This is a genomic window from Ferdinandcohnia sp. Marseille-Q9671, assembly GCF_976954385.1.
The window spans coordinates 1,939,183-1,964,194 of the sequence record NZ_CDRJTA010000001.1 but is presented as its reverse complement, the minus strand read 5'-3'; the positions used below and the strand labels follow the sequence as shown (position 1 = coordinate 1,964,194).

The 25,012-nt window shown below is 39.6% G+C and carries 27 protein-coding genes; 20 read left to right on the top strand and 7 right to left on the bottom strand.

The annotated features are described in order from the left end of the window. The first annotated feature begins 239 nt into the window (after positions 1-239). Positions 240-1,253: a stage II sporulation protein D gene (gene spoIID / locus ACWNMY_RS09810; protein ID WP_449538041.1), complete on the top strand. Its 1,014-nt coding sequence runs from the start codon at positions 240-242 to the stop codon at positions 1,251-1,253. Between the two features lie 42 nt (positions 1,254-1,295). On the opposite strand, the gene ACWNMY_RS09805 is transcribed toward spoIID, so the two are convergent. From ACWNMY_RS09805 to ACWNMY_RS09785, 5 genes are all read right to left on the bottom strand, one after another. After that, positions 1,296-1,532 carry a hypothetical protein gene (locus ACWNMY_RS09805; RefSeq protein ID WP_449538040.1) on the bottom strand — a complete coding sequence of 79 codons (237 nt, stop codon included), beginning with the start codon at positions 1,530-1,532 and terminating at the stop codon, positions 1,296-1,298. Further along, complete coding sequence (locus ACWNMY_RS09800) at positions 1,529-2,053, bottom strand: RNA polymerase sigma factor (RefSeq protein ID WP_449538039.1); 525 nt, start codon at positions 2,051-2,053, stop codon at positions 1,529-1,531. The genes ACWNMY_RS09805 and ACWNMY_RS09800 overlap by 4 nt, the downstream gene beginning before the upstream one ends. Then, entirely contained in the window at positions 2,040-2,411 is a 372-nt protein-coding gene (locus tag ACWNMY_RS09795) for a hypothetical protein (RefSeq protein WP_449538038.1), read from the bottom strand. Before ACWNMY_RS09795 ends, ACWNMY_RS09800 begins: the two co-directional genes overlap by 14 nt. Positions 2,412-2,488: 77 nt before the next feature. Continuing rightward, positions 2,489-2,923, bottom strand: a complete 435-nt coding sequence (locus ACWNMY_RS09790; RefSeq protein WP_449538037.1) for a VanZ family protein — start codon at positions 2,921-2,923, stop codon at positions 2,489-2,491. A gap of 608 nt (positions 2,924-3,531) precedes the next feature. Beyond that, positions 3,532-4,737 (bottom strand): IS256 family transposase, encoded by a 1,206-nt coding sequence (locus ACWNMY_RS09785; RefSeq protein ID WP_449538036.1) that lies wholly within the window; start codon positions 4,735-4,737, stop codon positions 3,532-3,534. A gap of 352 nt (positions 4,738-5,089) precedes the next feature. Between ACWNMY_RS09785 and ACWNMY_RS09780 the strand changes: the two genes are divergently transcribed. The 6 genes from ACWNMY_RS09780 (at position 5,090) to ACWNMY_RS09755 (ending at position 11,363) form a co-directional block, all read left to right on the top strand. Further along, positions 5,090-5,977: a peptidoglycan DD-metalloendopeptidase family protein gene (locus ACWNMY_RS09780; protein WP_449538035.1), complete on the top strand. Its 888-nt coding sequence runs from the start codon at positions 5,090-5,092 to the stop codon at positions 5,975-5,977. 136 nt (positions 5,978-6,113) lie between these two features. Further along, a complete protein-coding gene (locus tag ACWNMY_RS09775; RefSeq protein WP_449538034.1) occupies positions 6,114-6,581 on the top strand; it encodes a DMP19 family protein in 468 nt (155 codons plus the stop codon). 128 nt (positions 6,582-6,709) lie between these two features. After that, positions 6,710-6,898: a PLD nuclease N-terminal domain-containing protein gene (locus tag ACWNMY_RS09770; protein ID WP_449538033.1), complete on the top strand. Its 189-nt coding sequence runs from the start codon at positions 6,710-6,712 to the stop codon at positions 6,896-6,898. Continuing rightward, positions 6,899-7,810 carry an ABC transporter ATP-binding protein gene (locus ACWNMY_RS09765; RefSeq protein ID WP_449538032.1) on the top strand — a complete coding sequence of 304 codons (912 nt, stop codon included), beginning with the start codon at positions 6,899-6,901 and terminating at the stop codon, positions 7,808-7,810. After that, positions 7,807-8,586 carry an ABC transporter permease gene (locus ACWNMY_RS09760; protein ID WP_449538031.1) on the top strand — a complete coding sequence of 260 codons (780 nt, stop codon included), beginning with the start codon at positions 7,807-7,809 and terminating at the stop codon, positions 8,584-8,586. Before ACWNMY_RS09765 ends, ACWNMY_RS09760 begins: the two co-directional genes overlap by 4 nt. A 353-nt stretch (positions 8,587-8,939) precedes the next feature. Continuing rightward, the gene (locus ACWNMY_RS09755; protein WP_449538030.1) at positions 8,940-11,363 is read left to right on the top strand and encodes a S8 family serine peptidase; all 2,424 of its coding nucleotides are present in this window, start codon (positions 8,940-8,942) and stop codon (positions 11,361-11,363) included. A gap of 49 nt (positions 11,364-11,412) precedes the next feature. Here the strand turns inward: ACWNMY_RS09755 and ACWNMY_RS09750 are convergent, their stop codons facing one another. Beyond that, a complete protein-coding gene (locus ACWNMY_RS09750; RefSeq protein ID WP_449538433.1) occupies positions 11,413-11,862 on the bottom strand; it encodes an Lrp/AsnC family transcriptional regulator in 450 nt (149 codons plus the stop codon). A 247-nt stretch (positions 11,863-12,109) separates the two neighbouring features. Between ACWNMY_RS09750 and ggt the strand changes: the two genes are divergently transcribed. From ggt to ACWNMY_RS09695, 11 genes are all read left to right on the top strand, one after another. Beyond that, the gene (ggt, locus tag ACWNMY_RS09745; RefSeq protein ID WP_449538029.1) at positions 12,110-13,723 is read left to right on the top strand and encodes a gamma-glutamyltransferase; all 1,614 of its coding nucleotides are present in this window, start codon (positions 12,110-12,112) and stop codon (positions 13,721-13,723) included. A 23-nt stretch (positions 13,724-13,746) separates the two neighbouring features. Then, complete coding sequence (locus ACWNMY_RS09740; RefSeq protein ID WP_449538028.1) at positions 13,747-14,322, top strand: chromate transporter; 576 nt, start codon at positions 13,747-13,749, stop codon at positions 14,320-14,322. Continuing rightward, entirely contained in the window at positions 14,319-14,849 is a 531-nt protein-coding gene (locus ACWNMY_RS09735; protein WP_449538027.1) for a chromate transporter, read from the top strand. Before ACWNMY_RS09740 ends, ACWNMY_RS09735 begins: the two co-directional genes overlap by 4 nt. A 16-nt stretch (positions 14,850-14,865) precedes the next feature. Beyond that, positions 14,866-15,471 (top strand): pyroglutamyl-peptidase I, encoded by a 606-nt coding sequence (pcp, locus tag ACWNMY_RS09730; RefSeq protein WP_449538026.1) that lies wholly within the window; start codon positions 14,866-14,868, stop codon positions 15,469-15,471. Between the two features lie 203 nt (positions 15,472-15,674). After that, entirely contained in the window at positions 15,675-16,226 is a 552-nt protein-coding gene (locus ACWNMY_RS09725; RefSeq protein ID WP_449538025.1) for a chromate transporter, read from the top strand. Continuing rightward, entirely contained in the window at positions 16,223-16,750 is a 528-nt protein-coding gene (locus ACWNMY_RS09720) for a chromate transporter (RefSeq protein ID WP_449538024.1), read from the top strand. The genes ACWNMY_RS09725 and ACWNMY_RS09720 overlap by 4 nt, the downstream gene beginning before the upstream one ends. A 320-nt stretch (positions 16,751-17,070) precedes the next feature. Then, positions 17,071-17,250, top strand: a complete 180-nt coding sequence (locus tag ACWNMY_RS09715) for a hypothetical protein (RefSeq protein ID WP_449538023.1) — start codon at positions 17,071-17,073, stop codon at positions 17,248-17,250. 91 nt (positions 17,251-17,341) lie between these two features. Further along, positions 17,342-17,644 carry a DUF4212 domain-containing protein gene (locus ACWNMY_RS09710; RefSeq protein ID WP_449538022.1) on the top strand — a complete coding sequence of 101 codons (303 nt, stop codon included), beginning with the start codon at positions 17,342-17,344 and terminating at the stop codon, positions 17,642-17,644. A gap of 210 nt (positions 17,645-17,854) precedes the next feature. Beyond that, complete coding sequence (locus ACWNMY_RS09705; RefSeq protein ID WP_449538021.1) at positions 17,855-19,519, top strand: sodium:solute symporter family protein; 1,665 nt, start codon at positions 17,855-17,857, stop codon at positions 19,517-19,519. Between the two features lie 96 nt (positions 19,520-19,615). Then, positions 19,616-21,496, top strand: coding sequence for a DUF294 nucleotidyltransferase-like domain-containing protein (locus tag ACWNMY_RS09700; RefSeq protein WP_449538020.1), 1,881 nt, complete (start codon positions 19,616-19,618; stop codon positions 21,494-21,496). 22 nt (positions 21,497-21,518) lie between these two features. Continuing rightward, positions 21,519-22,175, top strand: coding sequence for a 3'-5' exonuclease (locus tag ACWNMY_RS09695; protein WP_449538019.1), 657 nt, complete (start codon positions 21,519-21,521; stop codon positions 22,173-22,175). Between the two features lie 56 nt (positions 22,176-22,231). Here ACWNMY_RS09695 and ACWNMY_RS09690 read toward each other — a convergent pair whose 3' ends face one another. Next, the gene (locus ACWNMY_RS09690) at positions 22,232-23,035 is read right to left on the bottom strand and encodes an alpha/beta fold hydrolase (RefSeq protein ID WP_449538018.1); all 804 of its coding nucleotides are present in this window, start codon (positions 23,033-23,035) and stop codon (positions 22,232-22,234) included. Between the two features lie 428 nt (positions 23,036-23,463). Here ACWNMY_RS09690 and spoIIID point away from each other — a divergent pair, with 428 nt between their 5' ends. Both spoIIID and mreB read left to right on the top strand, forming a co-directional pair. Continuing rightward, positions 23,464-23,739 carry a sporulation transcriptional regulator SpoIIID gene (gene spoIIID, locus ACWNMY_RS09685; protein WP_010677153.1) on the top strand — a complete coding sequence of 92 codons (276 nt, stop codon included), beginning with the start codon at positions 23,464-23,466 and terminating at the stop codon, positions 23,737-23,739. Positions 23,740-23,896: 157 nt separating this feature from the next. Then, positions 23,897-24,898: a rod shape-determining protein MreB gene (gene mreB / locus ACWNMY_RS09680; protein WP_449538017.1), complete on the top strand. Its 1,002-nt coding sequence runs from the start codon at positions 23,897-23,899 to the stop codon at positions 24,896-24,898. Positions 24,899-25,012 lie beyond the last annotated feature (114 nt).

Here is a 25,012-nt window from a genome sequence, read left to right as displayed (position 1 = left end):
AATAAAAAAATTGTAAACTGTTACCAACAAAGCAAGTGCAAGACAAATCCTACTTATCAAGTGTTTGCTCATCTTTCTCGGTTCCCCTTTGATTAAAATATAAGTCTTTCTTACTAGAAAAATTATACTATATGTGGTAGGTGCTAGAATATAATTATTTTTTTCGTAAAGTCATAAATGCTTGTCCACTACCATAGATATTGTATATATAATTAATTTTTAAGTGGAGGCTTGCATTCATGAAACAAATTAAACCAATCATTGTACTAGTTTCTGCCCTATTTATCTTGATCTTATTAATTCCAACAATGCTAGTCATACCGTTCTCTGGTAAGGAGTCGAGTAAGCTGGCTGAAGAACGGCAATCAAATCCAGAACCGCCTCAAATTGCATCAGGTCCGACGGTTGAGGTAGCAGTCCACCGCGTAAATGCACAAACAATTGAAAATGTACCACTTGAAGAATATGTGGTAGGTGTGTTAGCGATGGAGATGCCAGCAAAGTTTGAAATGGAAGCATTAAAAGCACAAGCGTTGGCAGCTAGGACGTATGTTGTAAGACACATGTTAAGTGATCAAAAAATAGGTGTTCCTAAAGGAGCAGATGTTTCAGATACAATTAACCATCAGGTATATAAAGATATGGAAGAGTTGAAGTCAGAGTGGAAAGGCGACTACAGTTGGAAAATTAAAAAAATTACAGATGCTGTTAATGCGACGCAAGGTCAAATTTTAACCTATGATGGAGCGCCGATAGATGCACAATTTTTCTCGACGAGTAATGGGTATACCGAAAACTCTCAAGATTATTATAAGAATGCGTATCCTTATTTAAAAAGTGTTCCAAGTCCATGGGATGTAAACACAGAAAAGTACCTCACCCGTATTGAAATGACTGTAGCTGACTTTGAACAAAAACTCGGAGTCAAAGTTGGGAATGATATTGGGAAGGTCACAGCTCGTACTGATTCCAATCGTGTGGCAACTGTTGAGGTAGGTGGAAAGACATTTACTGGTCGTGAGGTTCGAGAAGCATTAGGGCTTCGTTCAAGTGATTTCACGTGGGAACGGAAAGGTGACCACATCGTCATTCAAACCAAGGGGTATGGTCATGGTGTTGGTATGAGTCAATATGGTGCAGACGGAATGGCGAAGGAAGGCAAAAATTATAAGGAAATTGTGACTCACTATTACCAAGGTGTTGAAGTTTCATCAGCAGAGAGTTTCTTAAATAAATTAACAGTGAAAAAATAGAAAGAAGATGCACCGTAAATCACGCGGTGCATCTTTTTTTGATTAAATAAAGAAACTAGGTATGAAGAACAAAACGAGTAAGAAGATGAATGGGTATAGGATAAGTTTTGTGATAGAGGATTCCTTGACATGGAAAAGTTCCAGTGGATCCTTTGATGGGGCATAAATCCAGTTCGCGATTCGGTCAAGTTTGCTGCAATGAACTGGAATATCCGGAACATCAACATGGAATTCGTCTAACTTACTTTGAAGCTCAGGTGGAAACTCCTTTTTACTCATTCAATCCCCTCCAATAAATTCTTCATTTTTTTTAGTGAAGCATGTAGTCGCGATTTTACTGTCCCTACAGGGATTTCTAAAATAGTTGATATCTCTTTTTGTGTTAAATCGTGATAATAGGTTAATAAAAGCACCGCACGATGTTGATCAGGAAGTTGCTGCAGGGCTGCTTGGATGGTGAGTTTATCGTCTAGTAATAGTTCCTGTTGCGGATGCGGTTGATATAAAAACGGAAGTATTCGTTTCAATGTACGTTGTCTATTTAACCGATTTATCATAATTTGATAGGCCATTCGAAATAGATACGTCTTCATGCTAGATTTGTCACTGTCATACCTGTCTTGATATTTATGGTATCTCACAAATGTATCCTGTACAGTATCAATGCTAAGCTGTTCATCTTGGCAATACCGATAAATAAAATGATAGATAGGGTCTTTGTACGTACGAAACAAGTCTTCTATTGTATACTTTTCGTGTCCTTCTTTAATCTCCATTGCTGCATCTCTATTTACATTCATCCGACCACCGCTTTTTAATACCTTTGAATACAAATGCAATTCTAGTAATAAACCAAATAAAGGTGAGCAACGAAAACACAAATGTTTGATGGATAAAGAATTGGATCCATGGACTTTCAATCGTATCACCACGAAGTAAGAAGATCATCAAACCTGTGATACATAAAAATGTATAAACAGCGGCTAGGATTATTGTATAATCCCATCTCGTCCAGTGAAAATATAAATCTGATTTACTAAAATCAATATCTCCCTTGCTGTCGCGGACGACCTTTTTATTCATGGTGCCAATTAATATAGCAAATATTGTTCCAAGAATCGCGGCTACTATCGTACTGATTAACCAACCTAAAGCCATATCATCTACCCCTTTTCATCCTTTTACTAGCTTATACAAGAGAACAGGTGAAAAGGTTCATTTGTTTTTACCTATTTTTATTTTTGGTTACCTAGCCCTTCAACCCATTGCAACAGTTTTTTGAAACGCGGAAGTTTTTCTCCAAAATAACTGGCTTTTACAATGAAAAATAAAACGAGAACGCCAATGGTATCTTTAACAAGGTCAATGACAGTTGCGGAACGATACGGAACAAAGTACTGGTGTGTTTCATCGACAAATCCGTATGCGATGGTAATAATTGCGGCCAACAGGTTTGTTTGTAACGTGAGCTTTCCGCGGACTAAGAAAAACAACACCCAAAATCCATATAAGATCCCAAATTCAATCAGATGTAACGATTCCTTGAAGGCCCGATCCCATGAATAAGGCGTATTGACAATTGCATCAGAAGGAAGGCTCGATAATATCCAAATAAATATCATATATGCAAATGGTGCAAGTAATAGTAGAAATCGTAAAATTGCTTTCATGCTGTGACTCTCCTTTTAAAAATGTACTAACATAGTATAGCATTCATTAAAAGGAATGAGGGAGATTACTTTAGCGATGAGTTCATTCATGGACGAGGGACAGAACGTATTTTAGCACTGAGAAAAGGTATTCATGGAGGTTATGAAGAGCAAAACCGGATCATGGATGCAGTGAAAAGCTCTTCATCGGGGGTATGAAGAGCAAAATCGGATCATGGATGTAGAGAAAAGCCCTTCATCGGGGGTATGAAGAGCAAAATCGGATCATGGATGTAGAGAAAAGCCCTTCATCGGGGGTATGAAGAGCAAAATCGGATCATGGATGCAGAGAAAAGCTCTTCATCGGGCGTATGAAGAGCAAAAGTAGTTCTCGTCGGTTACGTAAAATATTTTGTGTAAATGATTTTGTTACTATATTTTGACTATACTAAAACTATATGTTCTTACCTATTAGGGGGATAGGGCAATGCTGGGGAGCAACCCGAGCACCTAATAGGGTTCTGCACAAAAGGAGATGGGGTTTTCCCCATCTTTTTTCTCCTTTTGGGAGAACAAAAGCGATAAACCCTTAGGGCGTAGCCCTAATACGTAACTATACAATTGAGATGTTACTTTCCTAGCCGACCGTTAAACATAATATCGAACTGTTGACTACATTCTAACCATCCAGGAACGGGAGTAGTCCATTTCTCTGTTACTCCTACTGTAGCGAGGTAAACAATCTTTCTTAAAGCATTATCACTAGGATACGCATTTTTGGTTTTTGTCACCTTTCTTAGCTGTCTATGGAAGGCCTCAATCGTATTAGTTGTATATATCAATTTTCTAATTTCTACTGGGTAAGAGAAGTAGGCTGTTAGTTCAAGCCAATTCTTTTCCCATGATTTAATTATCATTGGATATTTGGTTTCCCACTTATTCTTTAATTCTTCAAAAGCTACTTCAGCCTGTTCAAGTGTAAAGGCTTTGTATACATTCTTTAAATCATCCATTACTTCCTTACGATTTTTAGTAGGTATAAACTTCATATTATTGCGCAATTGGTGGATCACACATGATTGAATATCGGTATTAGGAAATGTGGCCTTAATTGCCTCGGAGAAGCCAGAAAGTCCATCTTTACAGGCAATTAAGATGTCTTCGACACCACGGCTTTTGAGTTCCTGACAGACATTCAGCCAAAAACTAGCACTCTCATTCTCACCTATCCAGATACCAAGAATGTCCTTTATTCCTTCCGAATTAATACCTAAAACTGTATATGCAGCTTTACTAACAATTCTATTTTCATGTTTTACTTTAAAGTGGATTGCATCTAAAAACACAATTGGATACACAGGGTCTAGTAGACGAGATTGCCATTCATAAACAGCAGGCAATATTTTATCAGTCACTTTACTTACAAGACTCGGAGAGACGTTCACCCCATATATATCCCTCATGTGGCTCTCGATGTCTCTGGTAGACATTCCTTTAGAATATAGTGCAATAATCTGGTCTTCAAGGCCATTGATGGATGTTTCATATTTCTTAATAATTTGAGGCTCATATTCACCTTTACGGTCTCTTGGTACACTTAATTCGGTCTCACCAAACTTACTTTTGATCGTTTTTTTACTATATCCATTTCGGCTATTTCCGGAATTATTCCCTCTAGGGTCATGTTTAGAATAGCCTAGATGGTCCTCGATTTCAGCTTCGAAAACCTGTTGAAGAGTTTCCTTAAAAAGGTCCCTTATCATGACATGGATATCGTCTACCGTTTCGCATTGACTAGCTAATTCCCTAATTGTAATGTCTTTAAAATTTTGCATGAATGATCATCTCCTGTTAATAATTATTAGAAAATTATGACCATTTACACAAAATTTTATACATTCTCTTCTCGTCTACAGAGACAAGCCCTTCATCAGGCGTATGAAGAGCAAAACAGGGGTGTAGTTGCTATGATAAGCTCTTTACCATCAATCGAAGACTAAAACCAAATAAGCCCTTGTGTGAGCTAGTTTTCTTCAATTTCAGATACACAAAAAATGTCACTTTGGTAAAAAAATTTCAACTCTATGAATAATTTTTAAACCTTTGTCGAAAAATAATCGAAAAAAATTTTTTGAAAATGTATATAATTCCGCGAATGTGTTCAGAATGGTTGCTGAGGTGATAAACATGAGAGAGGAAGAAAAGAAACGTACTTCTCAAAAATCAAGTGTACAGCGTTTTTTCAGAAAGCGTTGGGTATTCCCAGCAATCTATTTAGTAAGTGCAGCACTCATTATAACCGCGGTTTTATGGTTCCAAGGGAACAGTGATGTGGCAGAGGAAGATTTGAAATATGGTGAAAATCAACCAGGAACTGCTACAGGCGATGATCCAAGCGTACCGGTAAACTCAGCGGCTGAGAACTTCAAAATGCCAGTCATTGACGAAGAGGCAATTCAAGTATTTAGAGAGTTCTACGATGTAGACGCATCAGCAGAAAAGCAAGAAGCTGCTCTTGTATTCTATAATAATACGTATACTCCTAATAAAGGAATTGACATCGTTGCTAAGAATGGCGAAACATTTGAAGTTGTTGCATCACTAGCTGGAACAGTCAATCGTGCAGAAAAAGATCCATTGCACGGAAATGTAGTTGAAATTGAGCATGCTGATGGTGTTGTTACAATGTATCAATCCCTTGCAGATCTTAAAGTGGCAAAAGGTGACGTAGTGGAACAAGGCGATGTCCTTGGTATGGCTGGTGAAAACATGTTTGACCAGGAAGCTGCGATTCATGTACACTTTGAAATCCGTAACAACGGCGTAGCTGTAAATCCACTTGCTCATTTTGGTCAATCTGTGACTTCACTTGAAAAAGGAACAGAAGACAAGGAAGCTGTAAAAGAAGAAGAGAAGCAACCAGCTGACGAAGAAAAGCAACCAGCAGAAGAAGAGAAACCAGAAGATAGTAAAAAACCTAGCGATGAAGAAGACGCTCCTGCTGACGATGAAGGATCAAAAGATGAGGAAAATGCAAACTCAACTGATGCTTCAATCGGAATGGCAAAAGCATAAGCTTGGAGAAACAGTAGTCTAATCACTGTGGTGGCAACTAAAGCTAATTAAATAATCCCAACCGATTACTCAAAAACCAATAGAGTAATCGGTTTTTTTTATATATAATGGTTTAAAAAAGTAGAGGAAAATCGCGATGAAACCGAAGATGAAAAAAAGTGAGCTAAATACCCCAGCTGATATTTGGAATGCGGTCATCCACACAATATGTGACTTTGACTTCCCATCGGAAAATAAATTGCTAAATGATGCTTTTCTTGTCTTTCAATATCATGCAGAGCTTGAAAGTGGTGGGCATGAAGCTTTATTAAATTGGTGGAGTGAATATATTCAGGAAGTTGGGATGGCTACTTATGTTAATCAGTTAAGTGACATCTTTGAAAAGATCGGTGCACAAGACTATTCCGCAATCTTACAGCAGTATGGCGAGGAGATGTGGAAAGCATTTGTTGCCTTGGAAAATGGGGAAATCGATGAAGAACCATACTATGAGGTTATTGAAAAGGCAGATCAAGCATACTATAAACTAGAAAACAAGTTAGAGCTTGTACTAGAATCTTATTTTATGAAGATACATACGGAAATCATTGAAGTAGTGGAATAACTGGGGGAACAGCAGCTAATATGGTTGCTGTTTTTTTCCTTTTAAAAAATAAAAATTCATACTGAACTTTTTTCATACCCCAAACGTATTATCTACGGAAATAACTTGAGAAGGGGACGTGATGCAACATGACAGATATTAATTGGGCACTTGCTGCGCCAATCATCGTGATTCAGTTGATCTTAATGGTGACGGCTTTAGTTGATCTTTTTAGAAGTGAAGAAACAAATGGACCAAAGGCGTTATGGGCGGTTGTCATCCTATTTATTAGCATACTGGGTCCAGTCCTTTATTTTGTAATCGGAAGGAAGAGATAGATGGTAGAATCACTTGTTTCGATCGAGAATCTGGAGAAACGGTTTGGGAAGGAAACTGCTGTTCATGATTTGTCGTTCGATATTAAAAAAGGCAGTTGTACGGCCTTGCTTGGACCTAACGGAGCGGGAAAAACAACGACATTGCGTATGTTAGCAGGTCTGCTTCATCCTACCGCAGGGAAAATTGAGTTTGATGGTATAAAGAATAGCGATTTACGTCCGTATATTGGGTACCTGCCACAGCACCCAGTATTTTATAACTGGATGACGGCGAATGAGTTCTTAGTGTATGTGGGACAGCTTGCCCATTTATCGAAAAAGGAATCACAGCAAAGAGCTGATGAGCTCCTTGATCTAGTTGGGCTAGCGGATGCAAAGAAAAAGAAAATTGGTGGCTTTTCAGGTGGAATGAAACAACGATTAGGGATCGCTCAGGCTATGATTCATGAACCGAAATTAGTGATGTTGGATGAGCCAGTTTCTGCTCTGGATCCTGTTGGACGTCGTGAAGTCATTGATATGATGAGGGAATTGAAAAAGAAAACTACCATTCTATTTTCCACACATGTACTGCACGATGCAGAAGAAGTTTGTGATGACATTGTCATTATTCGAAAAGGTGAGTTAGCCCTACATGATTCACTTGAGGGCTTACGGAAGAAACATCAGCATGATGTGATTACCATTAAATCTGAAACAGATTTATCAACTTGGTCACAAGGATTATCGAGCGTAGAAGGTATCCTTGAAGTGACAACTGAGCGTACAACTGCAACTATCGTAGTAGAACATCTTCAGCAAGCAAGAGCTGCTATATTACAAGATTTACTGAATAAAAATATCCCGGTTACATCCTTTACAATTGGTCAATCGTCTCTCGAGGATGTATTCATGAAGGTGGTGAAGTCATGAGTCAGTGGTCAATCTTGTTCAAAAAAGAATGGATCGAAATGACGAGAAATTTTAAAATTCTTTGGATACCTCTTGTCTTTATTTTACTAGGAATCATGCAGCCGCTAACATCATACTACTTACCTGAAATTTTAAAAGCAGCGGGTGAACTACCAGAGGGAGCTGTGTTTGACATACCCGTACCATCTGCACAAGAGGTGCTTGTTCAAACTCTAGGACAATACAGCCAGATAGGTGTACTCGTGTTAGTGTTGGCATTCATGGGTATTGTTGCGGCAGAGAAGAACAGTGGAGTATCAGACATCATTCTTGTAAAACCTGTTTCTTTTACAAACTATCTAACAAGTAAATGGGTTAGCATCGTGTTGATGACGCTAGTCTCGTTTTTTCTTGGACTCCTTGCATCCTGGTATTATACAGGAATTTTAATAGGGGATATGGCGTTCGGGGAGGTTATGAAAGGTTTCTTGGTATACGGAACATGGCTTGTATTTCTTGTAACGGTCACCTTATTGCTAAGCTCTCTTTTTACAAGCGGCATCTTTGTAGCCTTTGCTTCGCTCCTCGTTGCAATTGGACTGTCCGCCATCACCTCTCTATTTTCAAAATGGATGATGTGGAGTCCTGCTAGACTTTCCACACATGCGAGTCAGTTGCTTTTAACTGGCAGCCCAGACAAACAATTTGTTCTGTCCCTATCAACCACACTATTACTGATTCTCGTATTAGTTGCTAGTGCAATCTATCTTTTTGCGAGGAAGGAAAGAGCAGCATAAACTTAAACGGCCAGAGGACTTGTTCCCTGGCTATTTTTGTATCCTATCTTCAATGAAGCACTATCTATTTGTGTGTTTTGACCTACATTTATAGAAGGTGATACGTCGAATTTTGCGTTTATAGTTTTCTTAGACTAGCACTCTCCTTACTTTTATTTAAAATGTAATCACAAAGTATTAATTTAATTTTCTGAATAATGAGCAAAACGACTCAAGGACAAATACCGTGGGAGGTGGAATCTTTCTAGTATTGAGAAGGCCTGTAAAAATTTATGAAAGAGAGGGGACTATTTAATAGAGAAAGAAGGGCTAACTCAATAAGAATGTTTTGTATAGGGAGAGGAAGCAAAGTCATGGGTAAAAAAAGAACGTTTAAATCAGTACTGGTTTCATTCGTATTTTTATTAGTATTTTCTTCATTCGGAATGGGAGCATTTGCAGAATCAAACAACGCAACATCCTCTGCTCCTAAAGAATTAGCAGAGCTGTATGGAAACATCAACCTATCATCCTCAAAAGCTACTACAGTGATTGTGGAATTAACAGAAGAATCAATTGTAGAAGCAAAACACAACGGAAAATCTCAAACAAAGGCAAATCTAGCAAAAGAACGGAACAAAGTTAAGGAGGCTGTAAAACAAGCAGCAAAATCTAGTAAAGTGAGCACGGAGTACGACTATGTATTCTCTGGGTTCTCTGTAGAATTAAAAGCAAACGAAATCCCTGCGCTTCTTGCGGTACCTGGGGTTAAAGCTGTATATCCAGATGTGGAATATACGATTACAGAGGAATCAGGAGAAGTGATTTCACCAGAAGTATTTAGTCCACAGATGGCATCAAGTGCACCATTCATTGGAGCGGATGACGCATGGGAAGCTGGTTTTACAGGTGAAGGTGTGACAGTCGCGGTAATTGATACTGGTGCAGATTATACTCACCCTGATTTAGCACATGCCTTTGGCGAATACAAAGGCTGGGACTTCGTTGACAATGACAACGACCCACAGGAAACACCAGTAGGCGATCCGCGTGGTGCGAAAACAGACCACGGTACGCACGTTTCTGGTACAGTAGCAGCAAACGGTACAATTAAAGGGGTAGCTCCAGAGGCGACTCTTCTTGCTTACCGTGTATTAGGCCCAGGTGGTAGTGGTACTTCTGAAAATGTAATTGCTGGAATTGAGAAGGCAGTTCAAGATGGTGCTGATGTTATGAACCTATCACTAGGTAACTCGTTAAACGATCCAGACTATGCGACAAGTATTGCACTTGATTGGGCCATGGCAGAAGGCGTAGTAGCTGTAACTTCTAATGGAAATGCTGGCCCAGCTAATTGGACAGTAGGATCACCAGGTACATCACGTGATGCCATTTCTGTAGGGGCAACACAGCTTGCGTATAATGTATATAATGCTTCAGTATCTACTTCTGAGGGTGCAGCATATCCATCCGCAAAGGTTCAAGGATTTCCTTCAGATGAGGAAATGCTTTCATTAAACGACGGTGAATATGAATTTGTTCATGTTGGATTTGGTGCTCCAGCTGATTTTGAAGGGAAAGATCTAACTGGAAAGATTGCATTAATTAGCCGAGGTGCTGGAATCGCATTTGTTGATAAAGCCTTAGCTGCAAAGGCTGCAGGAGCAGTTGGTGCGATTATTTATAACAACACTACAGGTGAACAACCAGATGTGCAAGGGATGGCTGTTCCAACAATTAAAGTTTCTCAGGAAGATGGCGGTAAGTTATTAGCCGAACTTGAAAAAGGAAACAGTACAGTTGATTTTACTATTGAATTCTCACACAGAGTAGGCGAATCAATTGCAGACTTCTCATCTCGTGGTCCAGTTACCTCGACATGGATGATTAAGCCGGATGTTTCTGCTCCTGGTGTAAATATTACAAGTACAATTCCAGGCGGATATGGTGCGAAGCAAGGGACAAGTATGGCATCTCCACATGTAGCAGGCGCTGCGGCATTACTACTACAAGCACATCCTGAATGGGGTGTTGAGGAAGTTAAAGCAGCACTAATGAACACTGCGGTAGAACTAAAAGATCCTAGTGGAAATGTCTATCCACACAATACACAAGGTGCGGGAAGTATCCGTCCACTTGATGCAATTAACACAAATACATTAGCAACTCCTGGTAGTCATTCGTATGGCGTATTTTATAAGGACAAAGGGAAGCAAGTTGAAAAGCAGCATTTTACAATCAACAATCTATCAAATGAAAGAAAGACCTATAGCTTTGATGTATCATTCAAGGACAACCCTGCGGGTATTAAGGTTTCAACAAGTAACAACCTTAAAGTAAATGCTGGTAAATCACAAAAGGTAAACTTAAATGTTCAAGTGGATGCAGGAAAGCTCCAACCTGGATATTATGAAGGAACGATCACAATCAGTGATGGCGAACAAACCCTTGATGTTCCAACGATTTTATTTGTGAAAGAACCAGATTATCCACGTGCAGAAGCTGCAATGGTTTCCTTTGATGACAATGGGAACTTAACACAAGTTGGAGGCTTCTTCCCAGGTGGAGCGGAGCAGGCCGAATTCTTTGTGTATCTCTCAAATGCAGATGGTCAGCCTGTTGGATATCTAGGTGACATTGCCGTGTATGAAAATGTTCCAGCTGGCTATCAGTATTTTGATTGGGACGGAACTCTCTCGGATGGATTTAAACTACCTAAAGGCTACTACTATAACGTCTATGTGTACGCAACATACAAAGGTCAAACAGACTTAGCAGGAACAAACTTTAGATATTAATACAAAGAAAATGGTGTCAGGTACATTCGCCTTGACACCATTTTCATTATTATAACTTCAACCCTGTCCGACTCTTAAATCTCCTCAATAAGATATGGCTTTCTACCCTCGTGATTCCTTCAAGGCTATAAAGCTCTTCATTGATAAATTTTTCAAGCTTGGCAAAATCGTCAACTAGCACGTGCATGTGTAGAGTACTTGGTCCAGTCATTTGGTAGCAGCTTGCTACACTTGGGTTATTTGCGAGTGTTTCTGCAACACGTACAAGGGAGGACGGCTCACAGTCTACTTCGAAAAAGGCAGAGACCCCTTTTCCTACTTTTTCTGAGTTAATCACAACCGAGAACTTTTCAATCACTCCTTTTTCCATAAGTTGATTGACGCGTTCCCGAATGGAAACTCGTGAAAGGCCCAGTTCTTTTCCGATATCCACATAAGACATTCTTCCGTTTATCGTTAAAAGTTCAAGTATTTTTTTATCAATATCATCAATTTTCATTGAATCACCACTTTTCACCGGTATACTTCCTATCTTTATTTTACCATCGACAGTGAAAACTCACATCAAAAATTCGTACAAGCCATCGAATTGTTAAAATCCTTTTTCATCCTCATTTTATTAAAAATATAGAATATATTCTACATTTCATTTATAATCATGATTATATACATTCATTCCGTTTGTTAATTAATTTTTGAAAAACAACTAACAATTGTTCAAAGTACATAGAAGGAGGAAATATAAAATGAATATCGATTATATGAATTATCCGTATGCATCCCAGCGGATGGCAACGTTCGCGAAAAATGGCATGGTTGCAACCTCACAGCCACTGGCGGCACAAGCCGGGTTGGACATCCTAAAAAAGGGTGGAAATGCGATTGATGCAGCCATTGCGACGGCGGCTTGTCTAACAGTTGTGGAGCCTACTTCAAACGGGATCGGCGGGGATGCCTTTGCGCTTGTCTGGGTAAAGGGTGAGCTACATGGCTTAAATGCGAGTGGTCCGGCACCAAAAGGGATATCGATTGATGCTGTAAAAGCAAAAGGTCATGAAAAAGAAATTCCGACGTTTGGTATGCTTCCGGTTACGGTGCCAGGTGTACCTTCCGCATGGGCAGAGCTATCACGACGCTTTGGAAAGCTTCCATTAACAGAGGTGTTAAAACCAGCGATTCAATATGCGGAAGAAGGATATCCACTATCACCTGTACTCGCAAAGTATTGGAAAGGTGCTTATAAAAAATACAAAGAAATCTTTACAGCTCCAGAGTTTCAGAGCTGGTTTGATACGTTTGCTCCAGAAGGGCGTGCACCGGAAATTGGTGAAGTGTGGAAGTCTCAAGGTCACGCGGATACACTTCGCTCCATTGCAGAAACAAATGCGGAAAGCTTTTATAAAGGCGAGCTAGCAGAAAAAATAGATTCCTATTTCAAGGAGCATGGCGGATTCCTCTCCAAAGAGGATCTAGCAGACTTTCAACCCGAGTGGGTCCAGCCGATTTCAGTGAACTACCGTGGGTATGATGTGTGGGAGATACCACCAAACGGTCAAGGAATCGTTGCATTAATGGCACTAAATATGCTAAATGGGTTTGACATTACGGAAAAAGAATCAGTAGACACGTATCATAAGCAAATTGAAGCTATGAAACTAGCATTTGCGGATGGAAAGAAATATGTAACAGATCCAGAAAAAATGTCTGTGAATGCAGAACAGCTTTTATCTGAAAAATTTGCAGCTCAGAGAAGAAGCTTAATTGGTGACGAAGCACTAACACCAGAACCAGGTACGCCACCAAGTGGAGGTACGGTCTATTTAGCGGCGGCTGATTCTGAAGGAAATATGATTTCCTATATTCAAAGTAACTACATGGGCTTCGGTTCAGGAATTGTCATTCCGGGAACAGGGATTGCCATGCAAAACCGTGGTCATGATTTCTCATTAGATCCAACTCATGAAAATGCGTTAGAGCCAGGTAAGAAAACGTACCATACGATTATTCCAGGATTTTTAACAAAGGACGGGGAAGCGGTTGGTCCATTCGGAGTAATGGGTGGATACATGCAGCCACAAGGTCATGCACAGGTAATCATGAATACCATTGATTTTCATTTGAACCCACAGGCTGCGCTTGACTCGCCAAGATGGCAATGGATGGAAGGGAAGAAAGTGCTAGTAGAACCAACCTTCCCAACCCATATCGCACAAGCACTTGCTCGACGCGGACATCAAATTCAGGTGGCTCTAGATGGTGGCAGCTTCGGTAGAGGACAAATCATTTGGAGAAATTCAAAGACAGGCGTTCTTTCAGGAGGCACTGAGGCACGAACAGACGGTAGTATTGCATCATGGTAATCATAAGGAAATGAGTTGATAGAATGAAACAGCTTCAATTGTTTTTGGCTTTTTTCCGAGTGGGGATGTTAGGGTACGGCGGCGGCCCGTCCTCCATCCCACTCGTTCATAAAGAGGTCGTTGAAAAATACAAATGGATGAATGACGATGAATTTTCAGATGTGCTGGCACTCGGAAATACATTACCAGGGCCAATCGCGACGAAAATGGCAGGCTATATTGGCTATCGTGTTGCAGGAATAGTGGGGATGATAAATGCGGTATTGGCCACAATCGTACCGACCATTCTGCTAATGATCGTCTTATTAACCTTTTTATCTTCCCTCAAAGATCAGCCATGGGTACAAGGGATGACAAAGGCTGTTATCCCTGTAGTAGGTGTGATGCTTGCGAGTTTAACTTGGGATTTCTTCAAAAAATCGAAGGACTCATTGGGGTGGAAGTTTGCGATTGTGATTATTGTCGTAAGCTTTGTGCTCATTGAGTTTGTAGGGATTCATCCAGGAATAATAATTGCAGTCTTGTTGGTTGCTGCCCTTGCAAAAAAGGATAAAAAACCAGAAGTTGAGCAACCGGTTGAAAGGGGCGTTGGCATGTGATTTATTGGCAAATCTTTTTAGCCTTTTTTATACCAGGTATTGTTGGCTATGGTGGAGGACCGGCATCGATTCCACTTGTTGAAAATGAGGTCGTGGACCGGTACGGCTGGTTAACCGTATCTGAATTCAGTGAGGTACTTGCTGTAGGGAATTCATTGCCTGGACCGATTGCAACAAAAATGGCGGGCTACATTGGATACGATATCGCGGGAATACCTGGTGCACTTGTAGGGATTTTTGCAACTGTGGCACCATCTCTAATATTAATGATTGTCCTGCTTGGATTTTTATACAAACATAAGGATTCACCAAAGGTTAAGCGTATGTCCAGTTATGTGCGTCCGGCAATTGCCGTATTACTTGGAATTATGACAATTAGCTTCTTTTCAACTTCTTACGTAGATACAGGAATAGTTCAGACACTTATTCTGATTGTTGTTAGCTTTATTCTATTGGAAAAATTAAAGGTTCACCCGGCCTACGTAATACTTGGAGCACTAGGATATGGAGCAATTTTTCTAGCATAAAAAAGAGGTGGAAGGCATGAAAAAGCTATTGTTAACAGGATTTGTCCCATTTTTAGATAATCCGATTAATCCAACCGAAGAAATTGTGAAGGTATTACAGGGACAAACAATCGGTGGGTATGAAATTATCGGAAAAATTCTTCCCGTTGATTTTTCGGAATCAGCAAAACAATGTATCGAAAATGTCGATGTGATAAAGCCAGATGTAGTGATATCGTTAGGACTGGCAGCAGGAAGAAGTAAGGTAACACCAGAACGAATCGCGATCAATTGCCGGGACGGTGCAGCAGATAATAATGGGGTAAAGCTACAAGATTCCCCGATTGAAGTAACGGGACCAGCTGGTTACTTTTCAACGCTTCCGATTCGAACATTTGTAAATGCATCAGTTGAAAAAGGATACCCAGCCACGATTTCGAATACAGCAGGTACCTATCTTTGCAACAATGTCATGTATTCGGTTCTTCATAAAATTGAGCAAGAGCAGCTCCCGATGATTGCCGGATTTATTCATATTCCGGCCTCACACGAGCTAGCTCTGAATAAGAATGGGATTCCAAGCTGGTCTCAAGCAGACCTAACGGAATCAATTAAAGTGATGATTGAGGTACTTGGGGAATAGTTGAAACAGAATAGAAAACAATAAGAGGAAGCCAATAATGGCTTCCTTTTTCGTTTGTGCAGATTGCGATTGTGGTGAGATAAATTGTGACGGTGCAATTACTGTTGGTGACGGCGCAATAAAGAGTGCGAGGGTGCAATTAATGCGAACTACGGCGCAATTATGAGTGCAAAAGTGCAATAAGTAAAGAAAGGGAATCAAGCATGAAGCAATTACATATTTTTTATGCATTCTTTAAGGTCGGAATACTAGGCTATGGCGGCGGACCGTCCTCGATTCCACTTGTACATAAGGAAGCAGTTGAACGGTACAAATGGCTAGAGGATGACGACTTTGGAGATATTCTCGCGCTTGGAAATACTCTCCCCGGACCAATCGCGACAAAGATGGCAGGCTATATTGGCTACCGAGTAGGTGGTTGGCTCGGCATGATTAATGCGATAGTTGCAACCATACTCCCGACCATAATCTTAATGATTCTCCTTTTAACATCGCTCTCTGCTTATAAAGACCTTGAATGGGTGCGGGGTATGACAATAGCAGTATTAGCTGTGGTCGGTGTTATGCTTGCTTCGTTGACATGGGAGTTTTTCAATCATGCCAAAAACGGATTAGGCTGGGGAAGGGCAATCGTACTAGGTGTGGCAAGTTGGCTCCTGTTAGAGGTGCTTAACGTACATCCTGGAATTGTAGTTGGTGTGTTACTCGCAATTGCGTTGTTAAAGAAAGACAAACCGGAGGTGAAAAAAGAATGATCTACGTTCAATTATTTATTGCGTTTTTTATTCCGGGAATTCTAGGATACGGTGGTGGTCCAGCTTCCATTCCCCTTGTGGAAAATGAGGTGGTCCATCGCTACCATTGGCTTTCCGTTCATGAATTTAGTGAAGTCATCGCAATTGGGAATGCCCTGCCTGGTCCGATAGCAACGAAAATGGCCGGCTATATCGGCTTTCAGCAGGCTGGAATCTTGGGCGCAGTAGTTGCAGTCTTCGCAACTGTCGCTCCCTCACTATTGCTTATGATTGGTCTATTAAGTATTCTCACAAAGTTTAAGCACTCTCCAAAGGTCAAACGAATGACAAACTACATCAGACCGACCATCGCTGTTCTTCTAGGTGCCATGGCCTATCGTTTTTTTGATGAGTCATATATTGATGCTGGAGTGATTCATACGATTATTTTGGTTGTATTGAGTCTCTTGTTACTTGAAAAATGGAAGGTTCACCCTGCTTATGTGATTGTGGGGGCACTTGTGTATGGCGCGGTGCTGTTGTAGTGGGAAAATTTCTGTTAATCATAATAATAGAGTGGTTCTACCGTAAGAAACGTTTCGGTAGAATAGATTATGACATTACCTTTTTTTCAAAGAACCTACAACCATCTCTACCTCACTTTGAGGCTACCAGCTTCTACTTATTTCATCACCTCTCTAGGATTTTGTCTCATGTTTTTCTTGACGAGCATTGGAAAAAAATTCATAATATAAATATTAGTAATTTTTGTAATATTATGATAAGTGACTAGTAAAATAGTAAATGTACTTTTATTTTATTATCCTTTTGATGACAACGCTTACAAAGGAGTGGGCAGATTCTTATGATCCTCTATTTAATGTTGGTTATTGTTGGATTTAGTATGTTCATGGCTTTTAAGAAAAAACGTCCCATCTTTCTAATTGTCCCGTTTCTGTCTATCTTTATCTATTTTGTTATTGAAATCATCATGTTTCCGGCACCTATAGGAGAGACGATTCGATTTATTTTTAACCTTAGTTAGGCGGATACGAATGTTTATAGGGAGGTGATGTGGAGAAGAGGAAGGTAGAAAAGTATACGAAAAACTATAAAATTCATGGAGGTGCTAGTAGTTGAAAAAGGTTGATAAACAAATCGCAGATGGGTACTTTAGAGAGCGCACAAGGAATATTGTAATCTATTTAATTATTGGTTTTCTTGTGTCATTCGGTGTTGTCTTGTTTGCGGAACCACTTTCCACGTTTTCGATAAATGGATTACCTTTCCATTATTTCATGGGAGCACAGGGAGCAGTTGTAACCTTCATTGTTGTGTTATTTGTGAATGCAAAGCTAAGTGACAGTATTGATCGAAAATACGGAATCGATGAAAGTAAAAATGAACAAATTAGCTCTGGTAAAGTGTTAGACCATTAAAAGTGAAATGAACTCATATCTTAGACCCTACGAATTGCAATAACCCCTACATCTAACGATCATCATGGTGAAAATAAAGCAGTCTTAAGCTTTGGTAACAATCACTCCACAACACATATTTTAGCTCTAACTACAATACTACAACTAAAAGAATAATAGGCTGCTCTACTAGATGTAGAGCCTAAATACGAACCTAAAGGGGGAGGAAATTTGGATACACAGTTTCTGGTCTCATTAATCATTATTTTAGCGTCGTTTGCCCTTTATATTGCAATTGCAATCTTTAATAGAGCAAAAGCGACTTCGGACTTTTATGTAGCTGGCCGTGGGGTACCTCCTATTTACAATGGGATGGCGATTGGTGCGGACTGGATGAGTGCAGCATCCTTTATTGGGATGGCAGGAACAGTTATGGCGCTCGGATATGGCGGTTTAGCGTATATCATGGGGTGGACAGGTGGTTACTTACTATTAACCTTCCTCCTAGCACCACAGCTTAGAAAATATGGCCGATATACAGTTCCAGAATTTATCGGGGATCGATTTGATAGCCATACAGCAAGGGTTGTTGCGGCAATCTGTACGATTATCATTTCATTTACGTACTCAATCGGCCAGTTATCTGGTTCAGGGGTTGTAATTGGAAGACTATTTGAAATCGATGCAGCAGTTGGAACAATGATTGGGGTTGTATTGATTGCTTTCTATGCAGCGATGGGTGGAATGAAAGGTATCACCTGGACACAGGTAGCACAGTACATTGTGTTAATTGTTGCCTACCTAATACCTGTTATTTTCATATCGCTTCAATTAACAAGCAACCCATTACCATGGCTCTCCTACGGGAAGATTGTTGAAGAAATCGGAGAGTTGGATCGTCAATTAGGCTTTACTGAATATTTTGCGCCATTCGCAACAGGCTCAAAGTGGCAGTTCCTTGCATTAATGTTTACGTTAATGTGTGGTACAGCGGGTCTTCCACACGTTATCGTCCGTTTTTATACGGTTTCAACGATGAAGGCTGCTCGTTGGTCAGGAGCTTGGGCTCTTCTCTTCATCGGATTATTATACTTATCAGCACCTGCTTATGCAGCATTCTCTCGTTTCATCTTAATGACACAGGTTGCTGGTCAAAAGATGACAGAATTACCTGCATGGACGAAGAGTTGGGTTGATACAGGATTATTGAAACTGGCGGATACAAATAGCGATGGTATTTTACAATGGCAGGAAATGACGATTGCGAATGATATCGTCGTTATGGCAACTCCTGAAATTGCAAACCTTGGTGTGTTTGTAATTGGATTAATGGCAGCAGGTGCAATGGCAGCTGCATTATCTACGGCTGGAGGTTTGATGATTGCACTATCATCTGCATTTGCACATGATGTGTATTATCGTGTACTAAAGCCAGAAGCAACAGAACAAAAACGTCTAAGTGTTGCTCGTTGGTCGATTGTAATTGCTACGTTAATTGCAGGGTTAGTAGCATTAAATCCTCCAGGAGCTATTACACAGATAGTAGCATGGGCATTTGCCATCGCATCAAGTACATTCTTCCCAGCCCTTGTATTAGGGGTTTGGTGGAAGCGTTCAAATGCGAAAGGCGTTATTTCAGGTATGATTATCGGTCTGGTTGTCGTGCTTTCGTATATTTTTGCGGCGAAATACGGTGGCTTCACGATCCTTGGCATCATTGACACTGGAGCAGGTATTTTTGGTGCAATCGCTGGTTTCCTAGGAAACATCATTGTTTCACTAATGACGGAGGCGCCATCTCAAAAAATTCAAGACGAGGTTGTCGATATGCGTTATCCGGAACAAATGGTTTACAAGGATGGCGAGGTTTGGTTGAAGGAAGATGCAAATTCATAACAATCACAAGCGGTTCTACGGGATATTCCTGTAGAGCCGTTTTACCTTATTTCTACACAAATACACCGATGTGTATTTGATCAGGAGGGATGACACATGGAACAGGTATATGAGGTTGTGAAGGACCATCCTTTTTTTAAGGGAGCTTCAAAGAAGGAAGTCACGGAACTCCTTACATCTTGTCAGATAAAGACATTTGTACAATCTGATTTACTATTAGATGCTGATGAGCAGCGGGAGGCTTTACTTCTGCTGCTTTCTGGCGTAGCAGAGGTATTTGTTGGTTCTAAGGAGAACCCGGAAGTACTTGAAGTACTAGCACCAGGAGATTTAATTGGACTCTCGGGTATTGCAGGTCTATTTGGGGAAAATCTACAAGATACGGAGTATAGGGTTGGTGTGGTTGCAACCGAGGGTGTTCAGTGTCTTATAATCCCAAATAAAGTGGTTGAAAAACGCCTCCAGGACAGCGCCTTTCACCAGTACCTTCTTACTCAGCTCGCCGTTCGATTGAAGGAAATTTATCATTCGTTAGCAGAGCAAGTAACGATTGCAAAAAAGGAACAGACAAATGGTTTATTCGTTAGAAGGGTACAGGACATGATGACAAAAAATATTATTTCGGTCGATTCTGCAGCAACCATCTGCCAAGCAGCAACCATTATGTCCGATCATCGAACTAGTTCTGTGCTTGTGATGGAGAACAAAATGCTGAAGGGAATTATCACAGATAGCGATCTCGTGACTAGGGTCATTGTCAAAGGGAAGGACCCAGATGACTTGGTAACCGACATCATGACCGAAAACCCATTAACGATTTCAAGAGACATGTACTGTTATGAAGCAATTTCGATATTTGTTTTACAAGGTGTTAAGCATTTACCGGTTGTGGAGAATGGCAGAGCAATAGGAATTATCACACTTTCCGATGTGTTGCGAAAAAACAATGACAATATGATGAAGGTAATCAAATCCATTGAGTTTGCAACAGAGGATAACTTGCCTTCTATAAAACTTGCTATTTATGCTGTCATTGATGCACTGCTTCAGGATGATGTGCCTATTTATAAAGTACTAGATAGCATAACAAAGTTATATGACCGACTTGTTAAAAGGTGTATTGAGATGGCAATTGAGGAACTTTCAAGAAAGGAGGGTTTACTACCACCAGTTGCGTTTTGTTTTTATCAAATGGGTAGTGCAGGTCGGGAAGAGCAATTTTTGCTAACCGATCAAGACCATTTTCTCGTATATGAGAATAGTAATGAAAATGCTGTGCACTATTTTTCAAAGCTAGGAGAAAAAATAGTAGATCTATTAGAAAAGGCTGGCTATGCACGCTGTAGAGGTAATATGATGGCTAGTAATTCCGCTTGGCGAGGTTCAGTAGAAACCTGGTTAGGGAGAATCCGGACATGGAGTGTCAAGGCGACAAATCAGAATCTGTTGCTAGCACAGAACTTCTTTTCCTACCGTTTATTATATGGGGATGAAATGCTACATCACTTGTTCGAAACAAAACTTCTTAATGAAATGAGAAATGCAAAAATACTCCTATATCGATTACATGAACAAGAACATCAAATACCTTCGTTAGATCAACCGATTCGTGCACTATTCCGGTTAGATAAAAAGTCGATTGATATAAAGAAGGAAATCCTTTTTCCTTACCATCATTGCCTGCAAATCATTTCTATTGATTATGGAATTATTTCAGGGACTCCATTTGAAAGAATCGATAAACTCGTGGTAAAGAAAGCATTTTCTGCGAATTTTGCAAAGGATGTTAAAGCGGCTATATCAGATGTTATGAGGTTTTATGTAAAACAAAGGTGGAATCAGTATACAAACAAGGAACAGCTCACCTCAATTCTAACTTTCTCTCACGTCACAACAAAGGAAAAGGAAGAATTGATAGTGAGTGTGAATGTGTTAAGGCAATTACAGACTCTAGTAAATGCTCATTTTACCATCTAGATTAATAGAAAGGAGCCAGATGTTGTTATTTAGAAAAAAATACCTAACCCAGCAACTTAGTAAGGAGATTCCTCTATCAACACCGATTGATGAGGTTTCTTTTACGATATTTGACACAGAAACTACAGGTTTTCAGGTAGCAACGGTAGATCGATTAATTGAAATTGCCGCTGTACAGGTGCACGGATTAACTGTTTATGAGAGCGAACAATTTCATACATTTATTAATCCGAAACGACAAATTTCTCAGGAAATAATCGATTTAACGGGAATAACCGATGAAATGGTCGAAAACGCACCTACATCCGTTGAAGGTATATTAAATCTATTTACTTTTATTAAGGACCACGGTAGTTCCTGTCTGGTTGGTCATTATGTAGCTTTTGATATTGCGACATTAAAATGTGAATTGAAACGTGAAAAATACAGCCTACGAAGAATGCCGACCATTGATACCTTGGATCTAATCGGGTATATCTCCCCGTCATATGACATGCGCGATTTACACAGATATGCGCAAAACTTTGGAACAAGAATGTATCAGCGTCATTCGGCAACTGGTGATGCCTTAACAACAGCCTATTTATTTGTAGAACTACTTCAACATTTTAAGGATCGCGGGAAACGAACATGGGGAGAACTCTTACAGGCAACGGAGAATCAAAATAAATATATGTGAAAATGCAGCTAACTTAGGAGTAGCTGCATTTTTTATTCATAGATTAAGATGTTACCTCATACATTTACATTTGGAATGGCACTAAGACTCGTGAATGTACGAATAAATTGTGCTACCTCTTTTGTATTTGTGATAGGTAAAAAATGATATCCGTTGTCTATAACCTCTACTTTTGCATGAGGATGTTTCTTTTTAAACTCATTGAGTTTTTGTTTTCCGAAGTCATCTAAGATGGTTTCGGCAAGTAGCAGTCCAAGTGGTGTATGTATAGCCGTTTGCAAACAATAGTTTGTAGATACAATTTCTTTGCTTAAGCTATTTAATGCATCTTCATTACTGTGATGAACATAGGCTTGATCCTTTCGAACGAAGTTATCCATCATATAATCTTTAAAAATCGTATATGTATGTTCTTCTAAGCCTTCCATGGAGTGAGCTGTTTCATGAACCGCATTTTTTAAATCTTCAAGCTTGTCAATTATAGGTAAATGAATAGATTCGTCCATGTTTTCACGCTCACCTAAAAAATAAAAACCACCATCAAGTAAAAGTAAGGAAGATACTTTTTCAGGATAGAGATTATATACTTCTTGTATCATCCAACCACCGATTGAATTCCCTATAAAGTGTGCTTCTGAAACCTTCAATTCGTCCAAACACTTCATCATGTGATGGATAAATGTAGAAATGGAATAGTTATCGGATAGCACTTGATTATGTCCAGGTAAGTCAAAGGCCACCATTTTATATTCAGGTAAGTGATTGGCTAGCTCCTCATAGATTTCTTTCCGTTCGCCAAGCGGAGGTAGTGTAACTAGAACATAATGGCTTTCTTGATTTCCAAATATTTTATAATTCACGTAAATCCCCCTATATGGAATACATACAAAATTTGGTATTACATCCATTTTATCAAACATGGAACTAAAATAGACAAATAATTGTGTCCTTTTATATTAGCGAGTTCAAATTTTTGTATCGTTTTGCATCTTTTAAGATGGAAGAAAATGACTTTAACTACTTGTCCAACACACAAAAACAAGCAATTTTTAAAAATATTTCGATAAAAGCCTTGTCCCTCTTGACTTTTTAGCATAATCCCTCAACCAAGCTAATAAAATGTTACAAACCTAACAAAGAGAGTGTTTGAGGTGAGGGGGCGTATATCGTCTTCATAGATCTAGCAATTCAAATGACGAATATTTGTTCAAGCAAAACTTCTTCTTCGTTGAAGCATGAACGCGTCTCATTTCACGCTTCTCACATCCACATAGGGAGGGCGAGTAGTGTGCACGATTACATCAAAGAACGTACTATCAAGATTGGAAAGTATATCGTGGAGACAAGAAAAACAGTTCGCGTCATTGCGAAGGAATTTGGCGTTTCCAAAAGTACTGTCCATAAGGATCTAACCGAAAGGCTGCCTGAAATCAATCCCGAATTAGCTAATGAAGTAAAAGAAATCCTTGATTATCATAAATCAATAAGGCATTTACGGGGTGGAGAAGCTACAAAGCTAAAGTATAAAAAGGAAGAAGAATTACAAGAGGAGCCTGTAAAATAACAAGTTGAGACTTTCTTTCTTGCATTTACGACATTTTCCTACAAAAATTCGCACATTTTTTTACAAATATCTATGATATTTGTTAAACTGTGATACAATATATTATTAGGAAAATATGTGCATTTGTGTTTCAAATGCAAGGAGGAAAGTTACTCAAATGTTAGCTAGAGATATCGGTATCGATCTAGGGACAGCAAACGTACTTATTCACGTTAAAGGTAAAGGAATTGTACTTAATGAGCCATCTGTTGTGGCATTAGATAAAAACACTGGTAAGGTATTAGCAGTTGGTGAAGAAGCAAGAAGAATGGTTGGGCGTACACCTGGAAATATAGTTGCAATTCGACCATTGAAGGATGGCGTTATTGCCGATTTTGATGTAACAGAAGCAATGTTAAAGCATTTTATCAATAAGCTAAACGTAAAAGGTTTTCTTTCAAAACCACGTATCCTCATTTGTTGCCCAACGAATATCACATCTGTTGAGCAAAAAGCAATTAAGGAAGCAGCTGAAAAAAGCGGTGGTAAGAAAATCTATCTTGAGGAAGAACCAAAGGTGGCTGCAATTGGAGCAGGCATGGATATCTTCCAACCAAGCGGAAATATGGTAGTTGATATTGGTGGCGGTACAACAGATGTTGCTGTTCTATCAATGGGTGATATTGTTACCGCCTCTTCTATAAAGATGGCTGGGGATACATTCGATGCTGAAATCCTAAGCTACATTAAACGCGAGTACAAGCTCTTAATTGGGGAAAGAACGGCTGAAAACATTAAAATTCAAGTTGCAACTGTATTCCCTGATTCACGCAATGAAGAAATTGATATTCGTGGACGTGACATGGTAACTGGTTTACCACGTACCCTAACGATTAAATCTGACGAAATAGAAAAGGCACTACGTGAGCCGGTTTCTGGGATCGTACAAGCTGCAAAAAGCGTGCTTGAACGTACACCACCTGAGCTATCAGCAGATATCATTGATCGTGGTGTAATCCTAACTGGCGGTGGAGCATTGCTTCATGGTATTGATCAGCTACTTGCAGAAGAATTACGTGTTCCTGTTCTAATTGCTGAGAATCCAATGGAGTGTGTTGCAATAGGTACCGGTGTTATGCTTGAAAACTTGGACAGGCTTCCACGAAGAAAGTTAGTTTGACAATAGATATATAGGAAAGGACCTCTCGGATTTGACAGGTCCTTTCCGGTTTGTTCTTCGTAGATTGGCACATTAATCGCAGAAGAATTTGGATTTTTCAATTTTTTATTCATT